The 19,882-nt window shown below is 56.6% G+C and carries 20 protein-coding genes; 18 read left to right on the plus strand and 2 right to left on the minus strand.

All coding sequences use genetic code 11. From position 1 onward, the window contains the following. Positions 1 to 11 precede the first annotated feature (11 nt). Both ACR0NA_RS11280 and ACR0NA_RS11285 read left to right on the plus strand, forming a co-directional pair. Positions 12 to 716, plus strand: a complete 705-nt coding sequence (locus ACR0NA_RS11280) for a CoA transferase subunit A (RefSeq protein WP_170651422.1) — start codon at positions 12 to 14, stop codon at positions 714 to 716. Beyond that, on the plus strand, positions 716 to 1,342 hold the full coding sequence (locus ACR0NA_RS11285; RefSeq protein WP_170651421.1) for a 3-oxoacid CoA-transferase subunit B: 627 nt from the start codon (positions 716 to 718) through the stop codon (positions 1,340 to 1,342). The genes ACR0NA_RS11280 and ACR0NA_RS11285 overlap by 1 nt, the downstream gene beginning before the upstream one ends. Positions 1,343 to 1,392: 50 nt before the next feature. On the opposite strand, the gene ACR0NA_RS11290 is transcribed toward ACR0NA_RS11285, so the two are convergent. Next, entirely contained in the window at positions 1,393 to 2,250 is an 858-nt protein-coding gene (locus ACR0NA_RS11290) for a lytic transglycosylase domain-containing protein (protein ID WP_480728922.1), read from the minus strand. A 354-nt stretch (positions 2,251 to 2,604) separates the two neighbouring features. Between ACR0NA_RS11290 and ACR0NA_RS11295 the strand changes: the two genes are divergently transcribed. From ACR0NA_RS11295 to pdeM, 16 genes are all read left to right on the plus strand, one after another. Continuing rightward, positions 2,605 to 2,853 carry a hypothetical protein gene (locus ACR0NA_RS11295; RefSeq protein WP_480728924.1) on the plus strand — a complete coding sequence of 83 codons (249 nt, stop codon included), beginning with the start codon at positions 2,605 to 2,607 and terminating at the stop codon, positions 2,851 to 2,853. A 308-nt stretch (positions 2,854 to 3,161) separates the two neighbouring features. Further along, complete coding sequence (locus ACR0NA_RS11300) at positions 3,162 to 3,413, plus strand: hypothetical protein (protein WP_480728926.1); 252 nt, start codon at positions 3,162 to 3,164, stop codon at positions 3,411 to 3,413. Between the two features lie 232 nt (positions 3,414 to 3,645). Beyond that, positions 3,646 to 4,527: a Flp pilus assembly protein CpaB gene (gene cpaB, locus ACR0NA_RS11305; RefSeq protein WP_480728928.1), complete on the plus strand. Its 882-nt coding sequence runs from the start codon at positions 3,646 to 3,648 to the stop codon at positions 4,525 to 4,527. A 197-nt stretch (positions 4,528 to 4,724) separates the two neighbouring features. Further along, positions 4,725 to 6,131: a type II and III secretion system protein family protein gene (locus tag ACR0NA_RS11310; RefSeq protein ID WP_480728930.1), complete on the plus strand. Its 1,407-nt coding sequence runs from the start codon at positions 4,725 to 4,727 to the stop codon at positions 6,129 to 6,131. Positions 6,132 to 6,147: 16 nt separating this feature from the next. Beyond that, positions 6,148 to 6,777 (plus strand): OmpA family protein, encoded by a 630-nt coding sequence (locus ACR0NA_RS11315; protein ID WP_480728932.1) that lies wholly within the window; start codon positions 6,148 to 6,150, stop codon positions 6,775 to 6,777. Between the two features lie 184 nt (positions 6,778 to 6,961). Next, the gene (locus ACR0NA_RS11320) at positions 6,962 to 8,197 is read left to right on the plus strand and encodes a CpaE/TadZ family protein (RefSeq protein WP_480728934.1); all 1,236 of its coding nucleotides are present in this window, start codon (positions 6,962 to 6,964) and stop codon (positions 8,195 to 8,197) included. A gap of 21 nt (positions 8,198 to 8,218) precedes the next feature. Then, positions 8,219 to 9,667 carry a TadA family conjugal transfer-associated ATPase gene (locus tag ACR0NA_RS11325; RefSeq protein WP_480728936.1) on the plus strand — a complete coding sequence of 483 codons (1,449 nt, stop codon included), beginning with the start codon at positions 8,219 to 8,221 and terminating at the stop codon, positions 9,665 to 9,667. A 10-nt stretch (positions 9,668 to 9,677) separates the two neighbouring features. Continuing rightward, the gene (locus tag ACR0NA_RS11330; protein ID WP_480728938.1) at positions 9,678 to 10,646 is read left to right on the plus strand and encodes a type II secretion system F family protein; all 969 of its coding nucleotides are present in this window, start codon (positions 9,678 to 9,680) and stop codon (positions 10,644 to 10,646) included. 9 nt (positions 10,647 to 10,655) lie between these two features. Then, positions 10,656 to 11,636 carry a type II secretion system F family protein gene (locus tag ACR0NA_RS11335; RefSeq protein ID WP_170651412.1) on the plus strand — a complete coding sequence of 327 codons (981 nt, stop codon included), beginning with the start codon at positions 10,656 to 10,658 and terminating at the stop codon, positions 11,634 to 11,636. A 10-nt stretch (positions 11,637 to 11,646) separates the two neighbouring features. Then, positions 11,647 to 12,228 carry a tetratricopeptide repeat protein gene (locus ACR0NA_RS11340; protein WP_480728941.1) on the plus strand — a complete coding sequence of 194 codons (582 nt, stop codon included), beginning with the start codon at positions 11,647 to 11,649 and terminating at the stop codon, positions 12,226 to 12,228. A 29-nt stretch (positions 12,229 to 12,257) separates the two neighbouring features. Next, positions 12,258 to 13,106, plus strand: a complete 849-nt coding sequence (locus ACR0NA_RS11345; protein WP_480728943.1) for a tetratricopeptide repeat protein — start codon at positions 12,258 to 12,260, stop codon at positions 13,104 to 13,106. Positions 13,107 to 13,110: 4 nt separating this feature from the next. Next, on the plus strand, positions 13,111 to 13,656 hold the full coding sequence (locus tag ACR0NA_RS11350; RefSeq protein WP_480728945.1) for a prepilin peptidase: 546 nt from the start codon (positions 13,111 to 13,113) through the stop codon (positions 13,654 to 13,656). Positions 13,657 to 13,774: 118 nt separating this feature from the next. Beyond that, positions 13,775 to 15,082: an ATPase gene (locus ACR0NA_RS11355; protein ID WP_170651408.1), complete on the plus strand. Its 1,308-nt coding sequence runs from the start codon at positions 13,775 to 13,777 to the stop codon at positions 15,080 to 15,082. Further along, positions 15,079 to 15,879, plus strand: a complete 801-nt coding sequence (locus ACR0NA_RS11360) for an NAD(P)-dependent oxidoreductase (protein WP_480728947.1) — start codon at positions 15,079 to 15,081, stop codon at positions 15,877 to 15,879. Before ACR0NA_RS11355 ends, ACR0NA_RS11360 begins: the two co-directional genes overlap by 4 nt. A 42-nt stretch (positions 15,880 to 15,921) precedes the next feature. After that, the gene (locus tag ACR0NA_RS11365; RefSeq protein ID WP_480728949.1) at positions 15,922 to 18,333 is read left to right on the plus strand and encodes a ligase-associated DNA damage response DEXH box helicase; all 2,412 of its coding nucleotides are present in this window, start codon (positions 15,922 to 15,924) and stop codon (positions 18,331 to 18,333) included. A 43-nt stretch (positions 18,334 to 18,376) separates the two neighbouring features. Then, positions 18,377 to 19,039 (plus strand): ligase-associated DNA damage response endonuclease PdeM, encoded by a 663-nt coding sequence (pdeM, locus tag ACR0NA_RS11370; RefSeq protein WP_480728951.1) that lies wholly within the window; start codon positions 18,377 to 18,379, stop codon positions 19,037 to 19,039. Position 19,040: 1 nt separating this feature from the next. Here the strand turns inward: pdeM and ACR0NA_RS11375 are convergent, their stop codons facing one another. Then, entirely contained in the window at positions 19,041 to 19,628 is a 588-nt protein-coding gene (locus ACR0NA_RS11375) for a LytTR family DNA-binding domain-containing protein (RefSeq protein WP_480728953.1), read from the minus strand. Positions 19,629 to 19,882: the final 254 nt, after the last annotated feature.

The raw sequence follows: 19,882 nt of genomic DNA on the forward strand, positions 1-19,882 counted from the left end.
GGGAGTATTCCATGAAAAAAGTCTATGCCAATGCCACCGAAGCGCTCGATGGGGTGCTGAAGGACGGCATGCTGATCGCAGGGGGCGGGTTTGGCCTTTGCGGTATCCCGGAATTGCTGCTGGAAGCCATCAAGGAGTCGGGGGTCAAAGACCTGACATTTGCATCGAATAACGCAGGTGTGGACGACTTCGGCATCGGTATCCTGCTGCAGACGAGGCAGGTCAAAAAGATGATCAGCTCGTATGTCGGTGAAAACGCAGAGTTCATGCGCCAGTACCTGTCCGGCGAACTTGAGCTGGAATTCAATCCGCAGGGCACGCTGGCCGAACGTATGCGCGCCGGTGGCGCGGGCATCCCCGGCTTCTACACCAAGACCGGCGTTGGCACCGTGATCGCCGAAGGCAAGGAGCACAAGGACTTCAACGGCGAGACCTATATCATGGAAGAAGGTCTGTTTGCCGATCTGGCCATCGTCAAGGCCTGGAAGGCCGACGACACCGGCAACCTGATTTTCCGCAAGACCGCACGTAACTTTAACGTACCGGCGGCAACCTGCGGCAAAATCTGCATCGCCGAGGTCGAGGAGATCGTACCGCGCGGCGAGCTGGACCCGGATAACATCCATCTGCCCGGCATCTATGTGCATCGCATCATTCAGGGCGAGCACGAAAAGCGCATCGAACAGCGCACCACCCGTAAGAAGGAGGAAGCATAATGCCTTGGGACCGCAATCAGATGGCCGCCCGCGCGGCTGAGGAACTGGAAGACGGCATGTACGTGAACCTCGGCATCGGGATTCCGACGCTGGTGGCGAACTATGTCGGTGACAAGGACATCACTCTGCAATCCGAAAACGGCATGCTGGGCATGGGCCCCTTCCCTTACGAAGGCGAAGAGGATCCCGACCTGATCAATGCCGGTAAGCAGACCATCACCGAACTGGCCCGGACGGCGTATTTCGACAGCGCCACGTCTTTTGCCATGATCCGTGGCGGCAAGATCGCCGCTGCGATTCTGGGTGCCATGGAAGTGGATGAAAAGGGCGATCTGGCGAACTGGATGATTCCCGGCAAGCTGGTCAAGGGCATGGGCGGTGCCATGGACCTGGTCGCAGGCGTTGGCCGCGTGGTGGTTGTGATGGATCATACCAACAAACATGGCGACTCGAAAGTGCTGAAGGAATGCACCCTGCCATTGACCGGAAAAGGTGTCGTTGATCGCATCATCACCAATCTGGGTGTTCTGGATGTGGTCGAAGGCGGTCTGAAAATCGTGCAGCTGGCCGATGGCGTCAGCGAGGACGAGATGCGCGCGGCAACTCAGGCAACCATCGTCAACTGAGCACGCTCACCGATCAGAAAGGCCCGCCGGTTATGGCGGGCCTTTTCATTTTACTGGCCGTTCATGGACTGAAACACACACCCGTCAGAGATAAGTTCGGGTGGCGTGGCGCACAGAGCCTTCGCTACCTGAAACGCGGCCAGAACCTTTGGAACGTAATCGCGGGTCTCGGAATATGGGGGAACGCCGCTGTGCTTGCGTACCGATCCCTCGCCCGCGTTATATCCGGCCAAAACCAGAATCGGATCGTTGCCGAACTCCTCCATTAGCCAGCTCAAATACTTTACGCCCCCGGCAATGTTCTGGGCTGGCACCAGACTGTCTGAGACGCCGAACCGTTTGGCAGTTGCCGGCATCAGCTGCATGAGCCCCTGAGCACCCGCCGAACTTACAGCATCGGCGCGGCCGGCTGACTCGACCGAAATGACCGCCAGAACCAAGGCGGGAGACACATTGGTTCCTACCGTTGAGCGAAGAATGTCTATTCCACGTTCGGTTGCGATGTTCTGCAAAGACTGAAGGCGCGGCGAGGTTACCCCGGCATCGGTCAGCGCCCGCATCGCCCGGTTCAACCGCCCAGCGCTTGCACTGGTCAGTTCAGGCGACACCCTGTCCCAGAATGTTCCATATTTGCTCGTCGGCGCGGGAAGTGCCGCCGGTATCGGTGGTGCGACACTAGCTACAACATTGGCCGAGGGTATTTCAGCACCTGTACTGGGTGCGAAGGGGGCTGCTGCGTGCTCCTCCGCGGTAATCTGAACTGTTACTTTTGGCCTGGTGCCTGGTTTTGGTGCCTTGATCCGCTTGTAGACCCCATTGGTTTCGGGTTCTGTGGCGGTAACCTGTTGAGCACCAACAAGAAGCAGCGCCAGCATGCCGGCGCAAGTGATCGCGTTCCGGAGGTACATCTGCCTGCCTCACTATTATTGTTTTAAGGCGAGTTGATACCGATTTCCTCCCGCAACACCAGAGAAACAAAGCGAAATGGGGCGGTTTTGCCTCATTTGATACCATTTTGCACCGCATGATTTGCCCAGAACAAGTTGTTCAAAACTTTTTATCATTGTTTTTCAATGGTTTGAAAAAATCGTAACTAAAAAATTAAGGTCCGGGCAAAAAATTCCTGATTTGGCCCAATTCCTGCCACGCCTGATAGGCAATCTCTGTTTCATACCGAGACGGACAGGGACCGACGAGAGAGATGGTTCCGAATGTCGCCGAGGTTAGTATTTTTAAGTTTGATCCTTTAGGAGGGACGTAACATGATCAAGTTCATCAAGAACTTCCGCAAAGACGAAGACGGCGCCGTAACTGTAGACTGGGTCGTTCTGACCGCAGCCGTTGTTGCTCTGGCAGCAGTTGCATACCAGGGTATCTCGGGTGGTGCAGAAGGTCTGGCCAACAACGTTGACACAGCTCTGTCTGGCGCGACCGTCAGCACCGGTACCATCACCGGCACCGGCACCGACACTGTTGCAGGCGGTATCACCACAGCTGGCACCAGCAACTAATATTTGCCGACACGGCAGAAACAGAAGCTACGCCTCATCCAGAGGCGTAGCTTTTTTGATTCCAAATCCCCGTACCGCGTGACTGTCAAAGCCTGGCGACACGTCTCGCATTTGCCAAATTGGCAAAACCCATTGAAAAGGCGTTTAAAATCCCGACTTTTCGGCAAATCCAACCTGATTTGGTCAAATTCTTGCCACGCATCTCTGGCTAAGATGACCTAATGCCACGGTATCGGAACGCGTGAGAGAGACGCAGCCGAATGCACGACAGGGCTGAAGCAAGCTCGCGCCACCAGGAGGGACGCAAATTGATTACATTTTTAAGGAACTTCAAAGACGAAGACAGTGGTGCTGTGACGGTTGACTGGGTGGTGCTGACCGCTGCGGTCGTTGCCCTTGCAGCGCTTGCCTATGTGGGAATCGCCGGCGGTTCGGAAACTTTGTCCAGCAGTGTCGGCAACGCTCTGGACCGTACGACCGTCAGCAGCGGTACGGCGACAGGCACAACCTCGACCTCTGGCGGTATCATCGTCGGTGGAAGCAGCACCGGCGGCAGCTAAACCCGCTATTCCCGAGAAATCCCGCCGCGATCCGATCCGGGTCGCGGTTTCTTTTCGATCAGTACGGCTTGCGAGGAAATATTTTTCAGTAAGTGTGCCAGGATATCGTATTTGCAACCGTCATTTTGGGCATTTGTCCCTTATTTCGACACAATTAGGATATAGGAAATACTCTGTTTAATGCACTGCGCCAGCGGCTGCACGTTTGACGGAATACGAACGAGGTGTGTGAATGCGAGCTGTTTTTGGTCTTGTCCTGATTTTTGGGGTCGCGTTGGCGGGGGGTGCCGTTTACATGGCCCGAAACTATATTTCGGCCCATCAGGCCGAACTGGCGCGCGAGCGTCAGGCGCGCGCTGAGGCGTTGGCGAACGCGCAGGTCGAAACCGTCCCCACTGTTAATGTCATTGTGGCGAACCGCCCCCTGAAATACGGAGAGCGCCTTACCGAGGAAGATGTACGCGTGGTCGGATGGCCCGAAACCGCGATTCCCGAAGGAACGTTCACGGAAATCGCCGTTCTGTTCCCCGATCAGGCGGACAACGAGCGTTTCATTCTGCGGACAATGGAAAAAGACGAGGCGATTATGGCCGTCAAAATCACCAAACCCGGTGAGGCGGCAGGGCTGACATCGCAACTTGAAAAAGGCATGAGGGCGTTCGCCATCAGCGTGGATGTGGCGTCGGGCGTATCCGGTTTTCTGCGCCCCGGGGACACTGTTGACGTGTATTGGACGGGATCCCTTCGCAATATCTCTGCTGAAGTGGAAGGTGAGATCACGCGCCTAATTCAACCCAATATCCAGCTGATTGCAGTTGACCAATCGGCGGGCTCAGACGTAACCGGTACGACCATCGCCAGAACGGTGACCGTCGCAGCCACACCAGAACAGATCGCGGCCCTCGCCCAAGCGCAAAACACAGGGCGGTTGTCCCTGGCGTTGGTCGGTATTCAAGACGACACGATCGCCAGTGCGATTGAGGTCGACCAGCGTAAACTTCTGGGGATTGAGGCCGCTGCACCGGTCATCAAAAAGGTCGAAGAAAAGGTCTGCACCAACCGTGTTCGCAGAGGCGGTCAGATTCAGGTCGAACAGATCCCCTGCACCAACTAACTGACTGCTATTCAGCTGTTAAACTTTCCTGGGCCGCGCAATTTGCGCGGCTCAAGTTTTTTGCATGTTGCCCATTATCCACATAAGGAACCTTCCGGAAACCCTTGATTATTGCATAAAATCGGGAAATCGCGCACAGTCTGGCATCATAGGGCGTAAGACCCAAAAAACGAGGCGTGATCGGAGAGGCAGGTCACATGACATTAAGTTCCTGGATCAGGTCAACCCTGTTGGGGTTGGCACTTGTTATGAGCCCGGTCGGCCATGCCGCCTGGGCTGAAAATCTTCGAATCGTGAAGAACGGGACGGCGGAAACGCTCGAAGTTCCGATGAATCGCGCGATCGTCGTAGAAAGCGAGCAACCCTTTGCTGAGCTCAGCATTGCAAACGCTGGGATTGCTGACATTTCTTCCCTGTCAGACCGGACGATCTATGTCCTTGGTAAGTCACCCGGGTTGACGACACTGACCCTGTTCGACCCCGGTGGAAATCTTATCACGAACGTGAAAGTTCGCGTTGCACCGGATGTGACCGAATTCAAGGAGCGTCTGAGACAGATCCTGCCGAACGAGCCTATCGAAGTTCGCACGGCAAACGATGGCATCGTCCTGTCCGGCACCGTTTCCAGCGGCGCGCGACTGGATCGTGCACTGGAGCTAGCCGAACGTTATGCGCCTGAGCGGGTTTCGAACCTGATGAATGTGGGCGGCGTACAGCAGGTGATGCTGAAAGTTCGGTTTGCCGAGATGAATCGCGCCGTTGCAAAATCACTAACAACCTCGCTTGGCTTCTCTGGCACCGATGTTACAGCCGGTTTCCAGTCGCTGAACACGCAAGGCGCGCTGAACAGAGCGTTGAACGGCAACATTCCGAATCTGCAAACCAATACCGGTGCGATTCTGTTTGGCTTTGGTGTCGGGTCCACCCAGGTCGCGCTTATGTTGGAAGCCCTGGAAACCAAAGGACTGGTTCGCAGTCTGGCCGAACCGAACCTGTCAGCCCTGTCCGGGCAGGAAGCGACATTCCTGGCGGGTGGCGAGGTTCCAATTCCGGTCCCGCAGGAAGACAACGTAATCACCATTGATTACAAGCCCTTCGGCGTAGAAATGAAGTTCGTTCCACGGGTTGTAGATGGTGATCTGATCAACCTGGAAATGGTCGCGTCGGTTTCGGCTATTGACCCCAACACCAGCTTTACATTCAACGGCGACACTATCCCCAGCTTTATCAGACGGGAAACCGCCACAACCGTTGAACTGCGAGACGGAGAGAGCTTTGCCGTTGCGGGTTTGATCCAGGACGACTTCAGGGACCTCAACTCGCAAGTCCCATGGGTTGGCGACGTGCCGGTTCTGGGTTCGCTGTTCCGCAGCGCAAATTATCAGCGTGAGCAAAGTGAACTGATCATTATCGTCACCGCCCATCTGGTATCGCCCACACGCGGAGAAGCACTGGCCTTGCCAACGGACCGCGTCAAACCGCCAAGCGAACTTGATCTGTTCCTGAACGGCCACGTGTCCAGAACCGTTCGCGCCGGAAGCGGAGCCGCCGCAGAAGTCGCCAAGCAGGACTTTGGCGGGTCCTACGGTTATGTTCTGGACTGATAGGAGGATAGGACCAATGCAGAAGTGGATCATCACACTGGGCCTAACGGTCGCAGTCGCCGCCTGTTCTCGGGAAGCTGGATACGAGATTGATCAGGGAACGTTTGGCAACGCGAATCTGAACAATATCCAGGTCATGAACGGTGAACTGACCTATGGGCAAATTCTGAATCAACGCTTCTCCAATGAGGTGCCGACACAGATCAACTTTGCCTTCGACAGCACAAAGCTTGATGCTTCGGCGCAGCAGACGTTGATTCAGCAGGCAAATTGGATCCGGCAGTTCCCCGAAGTCCGCTTCCGGGTTTACGGGCATACGGATTCGGTCGGCTCCGCAGCTTACAACAAGAGCCTCGGCTTGCGTCGGGCCCAAGCGGTTGTAGCATTCTTTGCCAGCCAGGGCATTTCCCGGTCTCGCCTTGAAGCCGTTGTTTCCTATGGTGAAAACAGGCCGCTGATCTCAACCCCAGATCGCGAACGGCGCAACCGCCGGACTGTGACCGAGGTATCGGGTTTCGTCGATCGGCATCCGAATATCCTGGACGGAAAATACGCGCTTGTCGTCTATCGAGAGTATATCGAAAGCGCGACGACGGTTTCCAGCGTCACCGTTCAAAGCCGTGCCGGAAACTTCGCTGACGAATAACAATACTGTGTAATTGGGCGGCATCGTCGCCCAATTCCCTACAATTGGTTCTTTTGCGCCAAATTCTCGCCAAACTTCCGGGCAACATTTTCAACAATGGGTGACTTGCGGCCATTTTGACCGCTTTGGGGCGACTGTGTTTGCTCGGATGGCCGGCCAAGTCTCTACAACGAGGATTCTGTTAATGACCAGCGCTACGCCGCAAAACGACGCGAATTCAATTCTGGCCTGTACGGTTAGCCGGGATGTGCAGAATTTTGATCTGCTGATCGAAGATATGGAAGCCGCGTTGGGGGAAAGTTGGGGCGATCTGGGTTTTGCCGAGGCGCTTGCCTTTTTTAGTCAGCCCGAAGCGGAAACCCTGCAATTCATTGCGCTGGCCATAGATGGCGAAGACGAAGACAACCTTTCACTGATGGGTGAGATCATTTCTCAAGCCAAAGCGAAAGGTATCAAGGTCGTTCTGATCGCCGAGGACGTTTCTCCTGCCTCACTTCACCAGCTGTTGCGCAAGGGCGCCGACGAATTCGTCCCCTACCCTCTGCCGGAAAAAGAGCTGCAGGAAGCGATCGAACGTATGAATCGGCCCGAACCTGCGGCAGCGGCGCATCCGGAACGTGCCAACCTAGCCGCTGGTGAGTCCAAAGAGGGCGCCATGTTCGTCGTTCAGGGTCTTGCGGGCGGCGTTGGCGCAACAACGATGGCGGTGAATTTGGCCTGGGAGCTTGCCACGGTCTCGGCTAAGGAACCGCCAAGCGTGTGCCTGCTGGATCTCGACCTGCAATACGGCAGTGTCTCCACGTATCTGGACCTGCCGCGACGCGAGGCGGTCTTTGAAATGCTGTCCGAAACCGAAACAATGGATGACGAAGTTTTCGGAGCCGCGCTGCAAACGTTCGAAGACAAGTTGCACGTATTGACCGCGCCGACCGACATGGTCCCGCTGGACATCATCACCCCCGAAGACGTCCAGCGCGTCATCGACGTGGCCCGTGCGCAATTCGACTATGTGGTTGTCGACATGCCCAAGACCCTGGTGCACTGGTCGGAAACCGTGCTGCATGCCGCACATGTCTATTTCGCACTGATTGAACTGGACATGCGTTCCGCCCAAAACGCCCTGCGCCTGAAACGCGCGCTGCAGGCCGAGGATTTGCCCTTTAACAAACTTCGCTTTGCGTTGAACCGTGCGCCAAAGTTTACCGATCTCAGCGGTAAAAGCCGGGTCAAGCGTATGGGAGAAAGCCTGGGTATTTCGATCGACCTTCTGCTGCCGGACGGTGGCAAACAGATCATGCAAAGCGGCGATCACGGGCTGCCACTGGCCAGTTCGGCCGCGAAAAATCCGCTTCGCCGTGAAATCGCAAAACTCGCACAATCACTTCACGTCCTGGGAACCAGTGACGCCGAAGCCGCCTAAACCCAACCCGAGGGGGGAGCCGTGTTTTCAAGATACAAAAAACAGCCTGCTGCGCAGCCTGTAGGGGCTACCGCCAAAACCCCAGCGGCCGAAAAGCCGGCAACCACGCCCGAAGCGGCGGCCAAGCCAACGGCCATTGTCCGCAAGCCGGTGGCGAAAAAGTCCGCCGAGGTAACCTCTTCTGACCGTGATCGAAAGCGGAAAGAGCGCCTGGGTGAAATCAAGATCGAACTTCATCGGGAACTCCTTGAAAACCTGAACCTCGCAGCGCTTGAAAACGCGGCGGAGGCAGAATTGCGCGCCGAAATCAGCTCGATTGCCAGCGAAGTTCTTGAAGCGAAAAATATCGTTCTGAATCGCGAAGATCGCACGCAGCTGAATAAGGAACTGTATGACGAGGTGACCGGCCTTGGCCCGCTGGAAACACTGCTTCAGGACGATACGATCAACGATATTCTGGTGAACGGGCCGCAACAGATTTTTGTCGAACGCGCCGGTAAGCTGGAACTCAGCGATATCACCTTCAAGGACGAAAAGCACCTTCTGCGCATCATCGATAAAATCGTATCCGCGGTGGGTCGTCGTGTCGACGAATCCAACCCTTACGTGGACGCGCGTCTGGCTGACGGGTCTCGTTTCAACGCCATGGTGCCACCAATTGCCGTGGACGGATCGCTTGTCTCGATCCGGAAATTCAAAAAGGACAAGCTGGGCATTGACGATCTGGTCAATTTCGGCGCCTTCACTGAGGAAATGGCTGCCTATTTGCAGGCAGCAGTCTCGACCCGCCTGAACGTGATCGTTTCGGGTGGTACCGGTTCCGGTAAGACGACCACGCTAAATGCCCTGTCCAGCTTTATCGACGATGCCGAACGCATCCTGACCATTGAGGATACGGCGGAACTTCAGCTTCAGCAGACGCATGTGGGCCGGATGGAAAGCCGCCCGCCGAACGTCGAAGGCAAGGGCGAAGTCAGCCCGCGAGACTGTCTGAAAAACGCCCTGCGTATGCGTCCTGACCGTATCATTGTCGGTGAAACGCGGGGCTCCGAGGTGATCGACATGTTGCAGGCGATGAACACTGGCCACGACGGTTCGATGACCACAATCCACGCCAACTCGGCTCGCGATGGTATATCGCGTCTGGAGAACATGATCGCCATGGCTGGTATCGAAATGCCGATCAAAGCCGTGCGCAGCCAGATCGCCAGCGCTGTGAATCTGATCGTACAGGCCAGCCGTTTGCAGGACGGTTCACGCCGCATGACTTCGATCACCGAGATCACCGGCATGGAAGGTGATGTGATTTCCATGCAGGAAATCTTCCGCTTTCAGCGCTCGGGCCTGACGCCCGACAACAAGATCATTGGCCACTTTACGGCAACCGGCGTTCGCAGCCACTTTTCCGAACGCTTCCGTCTGTGGGGCTTTGACCTGCCCGCTTCCATTTACGACCCGACAACGATGTAGGAACACAGTTATGCAAATCAGCATGGAGCCCCTCATCTATGGCCTTATCTTCATCGGGGTATTTGCCCTGGTCGAAGGTATCTATCTGGTCGCATTCGGAAAATCGATCAGCCTGAACAGCCGGGTCAATCGGCGCCTGGATATGCTCGACAAGGGAGCCGGACGCGAACAGGTGCTGGAACAGCTGCGCAAGGAAATGCAGCAGCACATGAAATCGCAGACCATCCCGCTGTATTCGCTTTTGGCTGATAAGGCACAAAAAGCGGCAATTGCGTTTACGCCTAGGCAACTGATCATGATCATGGCGCTGGTCTCGGCGCTTGCATTTGTGGGCCTAAGCGTGGGTACCAACACGGAAACGCCGATCCGGGCGGCGCTATCTGTCGCAATCGGAATCGGTGCCGTTTACATGTGGGTCAGCAAAAAGGCCAAAACACGTATGGGCCTTCTGGAAGAGCAGCTGGCCGATGCCGTGGAACTGATGGTCCGCTCCTTGCGTGTTGGCCACCCCTTCATCTCATCCATCCAGATCGTCGCCCGGGAAACGCAGGACCCTATCGCGACCGAGTTCGGTATTATTTCTGATGAATGCTCGTACGGGCGCGATGTTGGTGAGGCACTCAAGGAAATGGCGACGCGTCTGGATATGCAGGATCTTCGCTTTCTGGCTGTGGCCGTTGCCATTCAGCAGCAATCAGGCGGTAACCTGGCTGAAATTCTGGCAGGGCTGGCCAAAGTGATCCGGGCACGCTTTCGCCTGTTCCGGCGCGTCAAGGCAATCACGGCCGAGGCGCAATGGTCGGGTAAATTCCTGTCCGCCTTCCCCCTCGTCTGTCTCGGCGTCATTCTGATTAACGACCCTGGGTATTATGACGATGTCGTCGACCATTACCTGTTTATCCCCGCCTGTTTCTTTGTTGGCATCATGCTGACGGTAAACCTGATCGTCATGCGCGTGCTGACCAACATTAAGGTGTAAGGACAAGCCATGGAATTTCTTACCCGTATCAACGACATTCTGACAGAAAACTTTGGAGAGTTCGGACCACTGATCGTCGTCGGCGTTCTGGGGCTGTTCATGATCCTTCTGACCCTTCCGTTCTTGCTGAACCAGCCAGAGGATCCGTTGAAAAAGCTGCAGCGTAGCAATGCAGCTTCGAACAAATCCAAGAAGTCGGACAAAAAAGACAGGCTGCGTACTGCGGGCCGGAACGAGCAACTTGAAAAGTTCGCGACGTTTCTTGAGCCGCAGAACGAAGAGGAGCTGTCTGCCGTACAGCTCAAGTTGCGCCAGGCGGGATATCAGTCCAAGGATGCGGTCCGTTTCTATCACTTTGCCCAGTTCGCATTGGGGATCGGCGGCCTGCTGTTCGGCGTTCTGCTTGTAACAGTGTTTTCAGGCGGACAGGAATTTACGGGCCAGCAACTGCTGCTGCGCGTTCTCGGCCCGGGCATCGCGGGGTATATGGTTCCAAAATACTGGGTCACGCGTCGCGTCGCTGAGCGCAAAGACAACATCACGGCCGGTTTCCCGGATGCGCTGGACATGATGCTGGTTTGTGTCGAAGCGGGCCAGTCTCTGGATCAGGCGATTGTTCGCGTGGCCGCGGAATCGCAGGCCTCATATCCCGACATCGCTCAGGAGTTCGAAGTCGTGGCTCATGAAATGAAGGCGGGCAAGGACAAGGACACCGTTCTGCGCGACATGGGAACGCGTTGCGGTGTTCAGGACGTAAGTTCGTTCGTGACCGTGATGATCCAATCGGCGACATTTGGTACGTCGATCGCCGAAGCACTTCGCGTCTATGCGGGTGAAATGCGTGACAAACGTGTGATGCGCGCGGAAGAGGCCGCTAACAAGTTGCCAACCAAGATGACACTTGCCACAATGATGCTGACGGTGCCGCCGTTGCTGATCATTCTGGTCGGTCCTTCAGCGAAAGGCATCATGGACCTGCAAAACATGTGAGCGACCTGAAATGAAAAACCTGGGCGAGCGAACATATGCACGCCTCCGAAATTCCCTGAAAGCCATCGCAGTTCTTGCTGCGGTGGCTTCGTGCACTGAGCCCGGATCACAAAATGGCCCCTTCCCTCCCGGTGTGGATCCGCAAGGCCAGTCGGAAGACGGCGTGGAAGTCGGCAACAGGCTGATGGAAGCCGGCCAATTTGAACTGGCGCTCGACGCTTTTACGCGGGCGGCGTTGGAAGACGGGATGACGACGGAAATCCTGACCTCGATGGGAACCGCCAATCTGGGTCTGAATCGGCTGGGGCAGGCGGAAACCCTACTGCGTCGTGCTGTGGAAGATGACCCGGACTGGCCCGTTGCATGGAACAACCTGGGCGTCCTGCTGATGGAAACTGGGGAATACGCAGAAGCCGCGCAGGTGTTTCGAAGGGCGTATGCACTGGACAATGGCGAAAGTGACTCAATCCGGGACAATCTGCGGTTAGCACTCGCAAAAATGGAAAATCCTGTTAATAATGATGTCCAAGAAGAAGAATTTAAATTGGTGCGGCGGGGTGAAGGCGATTTCGTCATCCGCAAGACACCTTGATTGAGGCAAGTGCAGTAGGGGACGCAAAAATGCGCCATCCATTCCTGATTACGACCATCGTGACATGCGGGCTGCTGGTTTCGGCCTGCGCGGACAAATCCGAAGATACAGTTGAACGCACATTTCAGGATGTGAACGTCATCGACGAAACCAACCTGAATGACGTCATGCTAAGCGCGGCAGACCCGAACGAAGCGGTCACCTATTTTCACGGTGCCGCAAGCAAGAACCCGGGGCGGGCGGATTTGCAGCGCGGTCTTGCGATCTCATTAACCCGCGCCAGAAGGTATACCGAGGCTTCCTCAGCCTGGGCCAAGCTGGTTGGCATGAAGGGCTCGAACGTTGCTGACAAGGTCGACTATGCCGATGCGCTGGTCCGCGGTGGAGAGTGGGACCGCGCCAAGGAGGTGCTGAACTCAATTCCACCCACGCATGAGACGTTCAAACGCTACCGGCTTGAGGCGCTTGTGGCCGATTCCAACAAGGACTGGAAACGGGCGGATCACTTTTATGAAACAGCGGTTGGTCTAACCACGCGCCCGGCGGGTGTCATGAACAACTGGGGATACTCAAAACTCACACGCGGGAACTATTCCGACGCCGAGCGCCTGTTCTCAGAGGCTATCCGTCAGGACAAGTCACTGTTCACGGCCAAAAACAACCTCGTTCTGGCCCGCAGCGCGCAGGGAAACTATGCCATGCCGGTCATTCCCATGACGCAGGCGGAACGCGCACGGTTGCTGAACACGATGGCGATTTCCGCAGTAAAACAAGGCGATGTGACAACAGCCAAAAACCTGCTGCGTGAGGCGATAGCAACGCACCCGCAACATTTCGATGAAGCGGCACGGGCGCTGAGCGCGCTGGAAGAAGCCTAAGTCCATGGCCATCCCCGCTGCGGCGGCACTGTGGTTTTTGCCGTTTGTGCTGCCAATTTGCTTTTACGTCGCCTTCACCGACATGCGTGAAATGCGGATCAAGAACCACGCGGTTGTTGCGTTGGCGGTCGTGTTTCTGGTCGTTGGACTTTTCGTTCTGCCGCCGTGGTCTGATGAATGGAGCCAGGGGCACATTGGTCCACTGGCGGTGTCCCTGCCGTCTTATGCTTGGCAATTGTTGCATCTGGTTGTCATTCTGATCATCGGCATTCTTCTAAACGCCGGAGGCGCAGTTGGTGCTGGCGATGCCAAATTCGCTGCCGCAGCGGCGCCGTTCATCTGGACCGCTGACTTTCGGCTGCTCATGGCAATTTTTACCGCGACGATTCTGGGCGCCTTCGCCGCGCATCGGATCGGCAAACATACCGGATTGCGCCGGATCGCGCCCGAGTGGGAAAGCTGGGAAAAAGGCAAACTTTTTCCGATGGGCCTGACGCTCGGGGGAACACTCTCCATCTACCTGATACTGGGCGCAATGTTCGGTTCGTAAACCACCATTTACGCGCCTTGCCTGCGCCTTTGTCCTGCCACAAATCTGCGACAGATTTTCCACAAGCGGCCTCTACCGTATTGAATTGACGTGCAACCTTGACAGACGAGCGACGCTCATGAACATGCAAACCACTTCCGTTCTGGCCCCCCCTGCCCCGAAGGGCCTTGAGGAAATGCAGCTTCCGCTCGTGATGATGCGGGACATTCTGCTCAAGACTATTTTCCGCAAAAACGTATCGATTGTCAGCGAGATCGCAGAAGCCATCTGTCTGCCCGGTTCCGTGACACAGGAACTGGTCGATATTGCGCGAGAACAAAAGCTGCTTGAGGCTACCGGTACGCTGAACGCAAACAGCGGCAACGAAATGGGGTATCAGCTGACGGATGCGGGCAAGGCGCGGGCGCTGGATGCGCTGAGCCAGTCCGAGTATTTCGGAGCCATGCCCGTTCCGCTGGCTGTCTATCGCGAACAGGTCAAACGCCAATCGATCCGCAACATTCAGGTCACGCGTGATCAGCTGGTCGGGGCGATGGGGCATCTGGTTCTGCCAGACAGCCTGCTGGATCATCTGGGTCCCGCAGTCAGCGCAGGTCGTTCAATCCTGATGTACGGACCGCCCGGAAACGGTAAATCCTCGATCTCGAACGGGATCCGTGATGCGTTGGGCGACAATGTCTATGTTCCACGCGCCATCGAATATGCAGGTCAGGTCATCACCGTATATGACCCGATCGTTCACAACGCGATTGAGCAGGAACCCGACGACCCGAACAGCCTGCGCCGCCGCAAACGTTTCGATACCCGATACGTGATGTGTGAACGACCCACAGTTGTGACCGGTGGTGAATTGTCGCTGAACATGCTGGATCTGGTTTATAACCCGACCGCGCGAACGTATCAGGCGCCACTGCAGTTGAAATCCACCGGCGGCATCTTCATCGTCGATGACCTTGGACGTCAGGCGGAACCGCCACAGGCGCTGATCAACCGCTGGATCGTTCCTCTGGAAGAGAACAAGGACATTCTGGGCCTGCAATCCGGTGAAAAATTCGAGGTTCCGTTCGACACGCTGGTCATCTTCTCGACCAACTTCCATCCGAACGAGATCTTCGACCAGGCGGCTTTGCGGAGGATTTTCTTCAAGATCAAGATCGACGGCCCGAATCAGGAGAACTTCCTGAAAATCTTTGCCATGGTCGCTCGTAAACGTGGCATGCCGCTGGACGAGGCCGCGCTGGTTCACCTGCTCAAGGTCAAATACCCGACGATCAACAATATCTATGCGAACTATCAGCCGATCTTTTTGATCGATCAGATGATCGCGATCTGCGAGTTTGAGGGCATTCCCTATCAAATGAGCCCTGACCTGATAGATCGGGCGTGGGCCAACATGTTCGTAAAGGACGAGCATATCGTCAAATGATCGGCCTTGCAGGATGTGGACGCATGGGCGCGCCGATGCTGGCAACCCTGCTGCGCGCGGGGTTTGAAGCCAGAGGTTTCGACACGCGCCCGAGTTCCGAATTCGGGGTCCTGTCCACGTATGTCAGCAATGATGTAACTGCTTTCGCATCCGGCTTGCGGACATTGATTACGGTCGTGAGGGATATTCCTCAGACCGAAGATGTTCTGTTTGGCACTCAGGGCTTTGCAAGCATCAGTACGCTGGAACAGATCATCATTTGCTCGACGCTTTCCCCACGATATGTACTGGATCTGCGCGATCGGATACCACCAACCGTCAGTCTTATCGATGCCCCGATATCCGGTGCACAAATCGCCGCGCAAGAGGCGCGTTTATCGTTCATGCTGGGTGGGGCCACTGCTGATCTGGACGCCGCGCAACCGCTTTTTGATGCGATGGGTGCGCATTTCCATCGGATGGGCCCGTATGGCTCAGGCATGCAGGCAAAAGTGCTCAACAATCTGCTGGCAGCTTCGAACACTGCGATGACGCGGCTGGTGCTGGAGTGGGCGCAGAATTCCGACCTCGACGAAGGCAAGCTATTGCAGTTGATCCACACAAGTTCGGGCCAGAACTGGTTCGCGTCAAATTTCGACCAGATCGAATTTGCCCGGGATGGATACTCTATTGAAAACACGATTGGCATTCTGGAAAAGGATGTCGAGAGCGCGCTAGACGGTGTACCGGAAGAGTTGGATAGGTCACTGCCGTTGGCCGTCAGGGACGCAATCAGAAACCTGACGGAAAAGCGCTGAGAAGCCGTTTCCGTCCCGCTGGGACACGGGTATCCTGCGTGTATGACGCAGATTCCCGCCTCGATCAGAAACTGGTTCACATCAAGGGGCTGGACTGTTCATCCCCATCAAAAGGACCTGTACGCGCGCGCGGCCGATCCTGCCACGCTACTGATTGCGCCAACCGGCGGTGGCAAGACAATGGCAGGGTTCCTGCCAACGTTGGCAGAACTGGCGGACGGTTCCCATACCGGCTTGCACACGCTTTATGTCTCACCCCTGAAGGCGCTGGCCGCTGACATAAAGCGCAATCTGCAAACTCCGGTGGATGAGATTGGCCTGCCCATTCGCATCGAAGACCGGACTGGCGATACCTCGGCCACGCAGAAAAAGCGTCAGCGCGCAGACCCGCCACATATCCTGCTGACAACACCTGAAAGTCTGGCATTGCTCACCTCATACGAGGACGCGCCCCGCATGTTCGACGGACTGCAGCGCGTGATCGTCGATGAAATCCACGCCCTTGCAGAAAGCAAGCGTGGCGATCAATTGATGCTGGCGCTGGCGCGGCTGCAAGCGTTATGCCCGCAGCTCAGGCGCGTTGGGCTGTCGGCTACTGTCGAGGATCCAACGGCGATCGCACAGTTCCTGGCACGCCACCCGGACTCTTGCGCGATCGTTCAGGCCGATCCCGGCCCAGATCCCGATATCTCGATGCTCAAGACCGATGAGAAACCACCCTGGTCAGGGGGCGGCGCGGCCTATTCGATCCCCGCGGTTCTGGATCAGATCAGGCGACACCAAACGACACTGATCTTTCACAACACCCGCGCGCAGGCCGAAATCTTTTTTCGCAACCTCTGGCTGGCCAACGACGACGGACTGCCAATCGGCATTCATCATGGAAGTCTTGACCGGCAACAGCGCGAGCGGGTTGAAGGCGCGATGGTGCGTGGCGAACTGCGGGCCATCGTGTGCACAGGTTCACTGGATCTGGGCATCGACTGGGGCGATGTGGATCTGGTGATCCAGATCGGTGCGCCCAAAAACGTCAAGCGTCTGGTGCAGCGCATTGGCCGTGCAAACCATCGGTACAACGCCCCCTCCAAGGCGCTACTGGTTCCGGCGAACCGCTTTGAGGTTGTCGAGTGCGTGGCGGCGCTTGAGGCCGTCAAAGAGCATGATCTGGACGGAGACCCGCGCGGCCCCGGACCTCGCGATGTACTGAGCCAGCACATCCTGATCGCCGCAGCGGCTGGCCCGTTCGATGCGGACGCGCTTTTTCACGAAATGGTATCAGCCGGACCATACGCCAACCTGACCCGCCCCGAGTTCGATGCCTGCCTCGAATTCTGCGCCACTGGCGGGTACGCCCTGCGCGCCTATGACCGCTGGCAGCGTTTGCAGCAGCGCCCCGACGGGCGATGGCAATTGCGCGATCCACGCGCGGTACAACGGATTCGCATGAATCTGGGGACCATCCAGGATACGGACACGCTGAAGGTTCGGTTGAAACGCAACCGGGGCGGCAAACCGCTGGGAGAGGTCGAAGAAGCGTTTGCCGCATCGCTGACCCCCGGCGATACTTTCCTGATCGGAGGGCAGATCGTCCGCTACGAAGGCTTGCGCGAAATGGTGGTCGAGGTGACCCGGCGTGCAGACAAGAAACCCAAGATCGCTACCTTTTCCGGCACGAAATTCGCAACCTCGACACAGCTGAGCGACCGGATATTGCGAATGTTCGCCCAGAACGACTGGCCGCAACTGCCGCAGCACACCGCAGACTGGCTCGCGCTGCAGCGGGACGTCTCGCGCCTGCCCCGGCGCGACCGTTTGCTGATTGAAAGCTTCCCCGAGGACGGGCGCGAACATATCTGTGTCTATGGGTTTGCAGGGCGCAACGCACAGCAGACCCTTGGCCTGTTGCTGACCAAACGCATGGAGGAATTGGGGCTGGCCCCTCTTGGATTTGTCGCAACGGATTACGCCACATTGATCTGGGGGCTTGATGCGGTCACCGACCCACGCCCTCTGTTTCACATCGACGCGCTGCGCGAGGGGTTGGAGACATGGCTGGCAGGAAATGCGGTGATGAAACGGACCTTTCGGGCATCCGCCACCATCGCCGGCCTCATCGAGCGCAACACTGGTGGTCAGCGCAAAACCGGGCGGCAGGCGACGTTTTCTTCCGACATCCTGTACGACACGCTGCAAAAATACGACCCCGACCATTTGCTGATGCAGATCACCCGCGAAGAGGCCATGCGTGGTCTGGTGGATTTCGGTCGCATCGAAGCAATGATCGGGCGGATCAGCGGCCAGATTGATCTGATACGTCTGGATCGAGTGTCTCCACTGGCCGCACCGCTGTTTCTGGAAGTTGGCAAGGTGCCGGTCAAAGGCGACGCCGAAGAACGCCTGCTGGCCGAAGAAAGTGAGAAGCTGCTGCAAACTGCGGGATTAACGCCAGGCTAGAAATGGCCTTGAAAAAACAGTCGAAACCAGCAAAGAACGTAACATGAACGGATGGGATTTTTCTTTTGCCGAAACGCGGCTGCGCGCGCTCGGCTCGGGTGCGCTTTGGTGGCCCGGTCAATCGGCGCTCTGTGTCTCGGATCTGCATCTTGGAAAATCCGAACGTATCGCACGCAGGGGTGGCCCATCGCTGCCCCCGTACGAAAGCCGCGACACACTGAACCGGCTTTCTGATGACATCGACCGCACGGGCGCCGAAACGGTGATCTGTCTAGGCGACAGCTTTGACGACCTCATCGCCTCGACTGCTATCCCCGAGGCTGAGAGGTTGCAGATTTCGGCCCTACAGGCGGGGCGGCGATGGATATGGATCGAAGGCAATCATGATCCCGGCCCGGTTGAGCTTGGCGGGGCGCATTTGGCCGAGTGGAAATGCGAAGGTCTGGTTTTCCGTCACATCGCGGGACCCGGTGCCACCGCAGAGGTGTCGGGACACTATCACCCCAAGGCGCGCATCCGGGCCCGTGGGCGATCCATCAGTCGCCCGGCCTTTCTGGTCGACGAAAATCGGCTGATATTGCCAGCATACGGCACCTATACCGGCAGCCTGCGCAGTTCAGAACCGGCGCTGACCAAACTTATGCAATCCAACGCGATGGCCATTCTGACCGGCGCGCAACCCCGCGCCGTTCCAATGCCGCGCTGATCTATAACACACCCGCCTGTTCCAACATCGGTCGGTACTTTCGGCTGACAGGAACAAGATCACCGTTTTTCAAACGCAGATGAGTTTTGCCTGCCGCGCGCTCTGCACCGACGATCGCGGCCTCAGTCACCCAATGGGACCTATGCGTGCAATGCCCCGGCATCGGCTCCATTTCGTCAATTGCGTCTGTGAACCTTGAGCGAATGGTAAAGGTTCCGTCCGAAGTGACGATGTCCACGTTGTGATCACGGACCGTCAGCCGGTAGATTTCGCCATTGAAGGACGCCGGTAACCGCTTTGTCATACGCGGTTGGATTTCGACATCTTCACGCGGCGCATATGCTTCGCCCCGCCGAATCAACAACAAGCCCGCCGCAAACAAGGCGCCATAAGGCGCTACGGTTAAAAACGCAGGACGGTTCAAACCTTCGTATGTCAGGAGCAACGAAACCAACGCCCAAAGCAACGGTGTAAACAAAACGGCAATCAATACGGCAAATGTCAGGTCCTGAGCGACCTGCTTCAGGTTACCCCACCGCCGTTTAACCAAATCTCCGGATGTCCACGTCACCCCTACCGCCAAGAGCATCACGCAGCTCCAGAACAGGAATCGGCACCCAAAGGAAAGTTCCACATGATGAAACGGCGGCACGGCGTAGCTGAGCAAAAGTACAAAAACTAACCCGGAAACCAGCCTGAGTGGACCATGTACAAACAAAATTGATTTCAGTTTTGACCGCATGTCAAAATTGCTAACCACCTTCCCGATTGCCGGTCTAAATCTTCGGGAACCGTTACAGCACCAATTGCTCGACCGGAAATTCTGTATAACATTCAATGGAA

It is taken from the genome of Ruegeria sp. C11 (assembly GCF_056537725.1).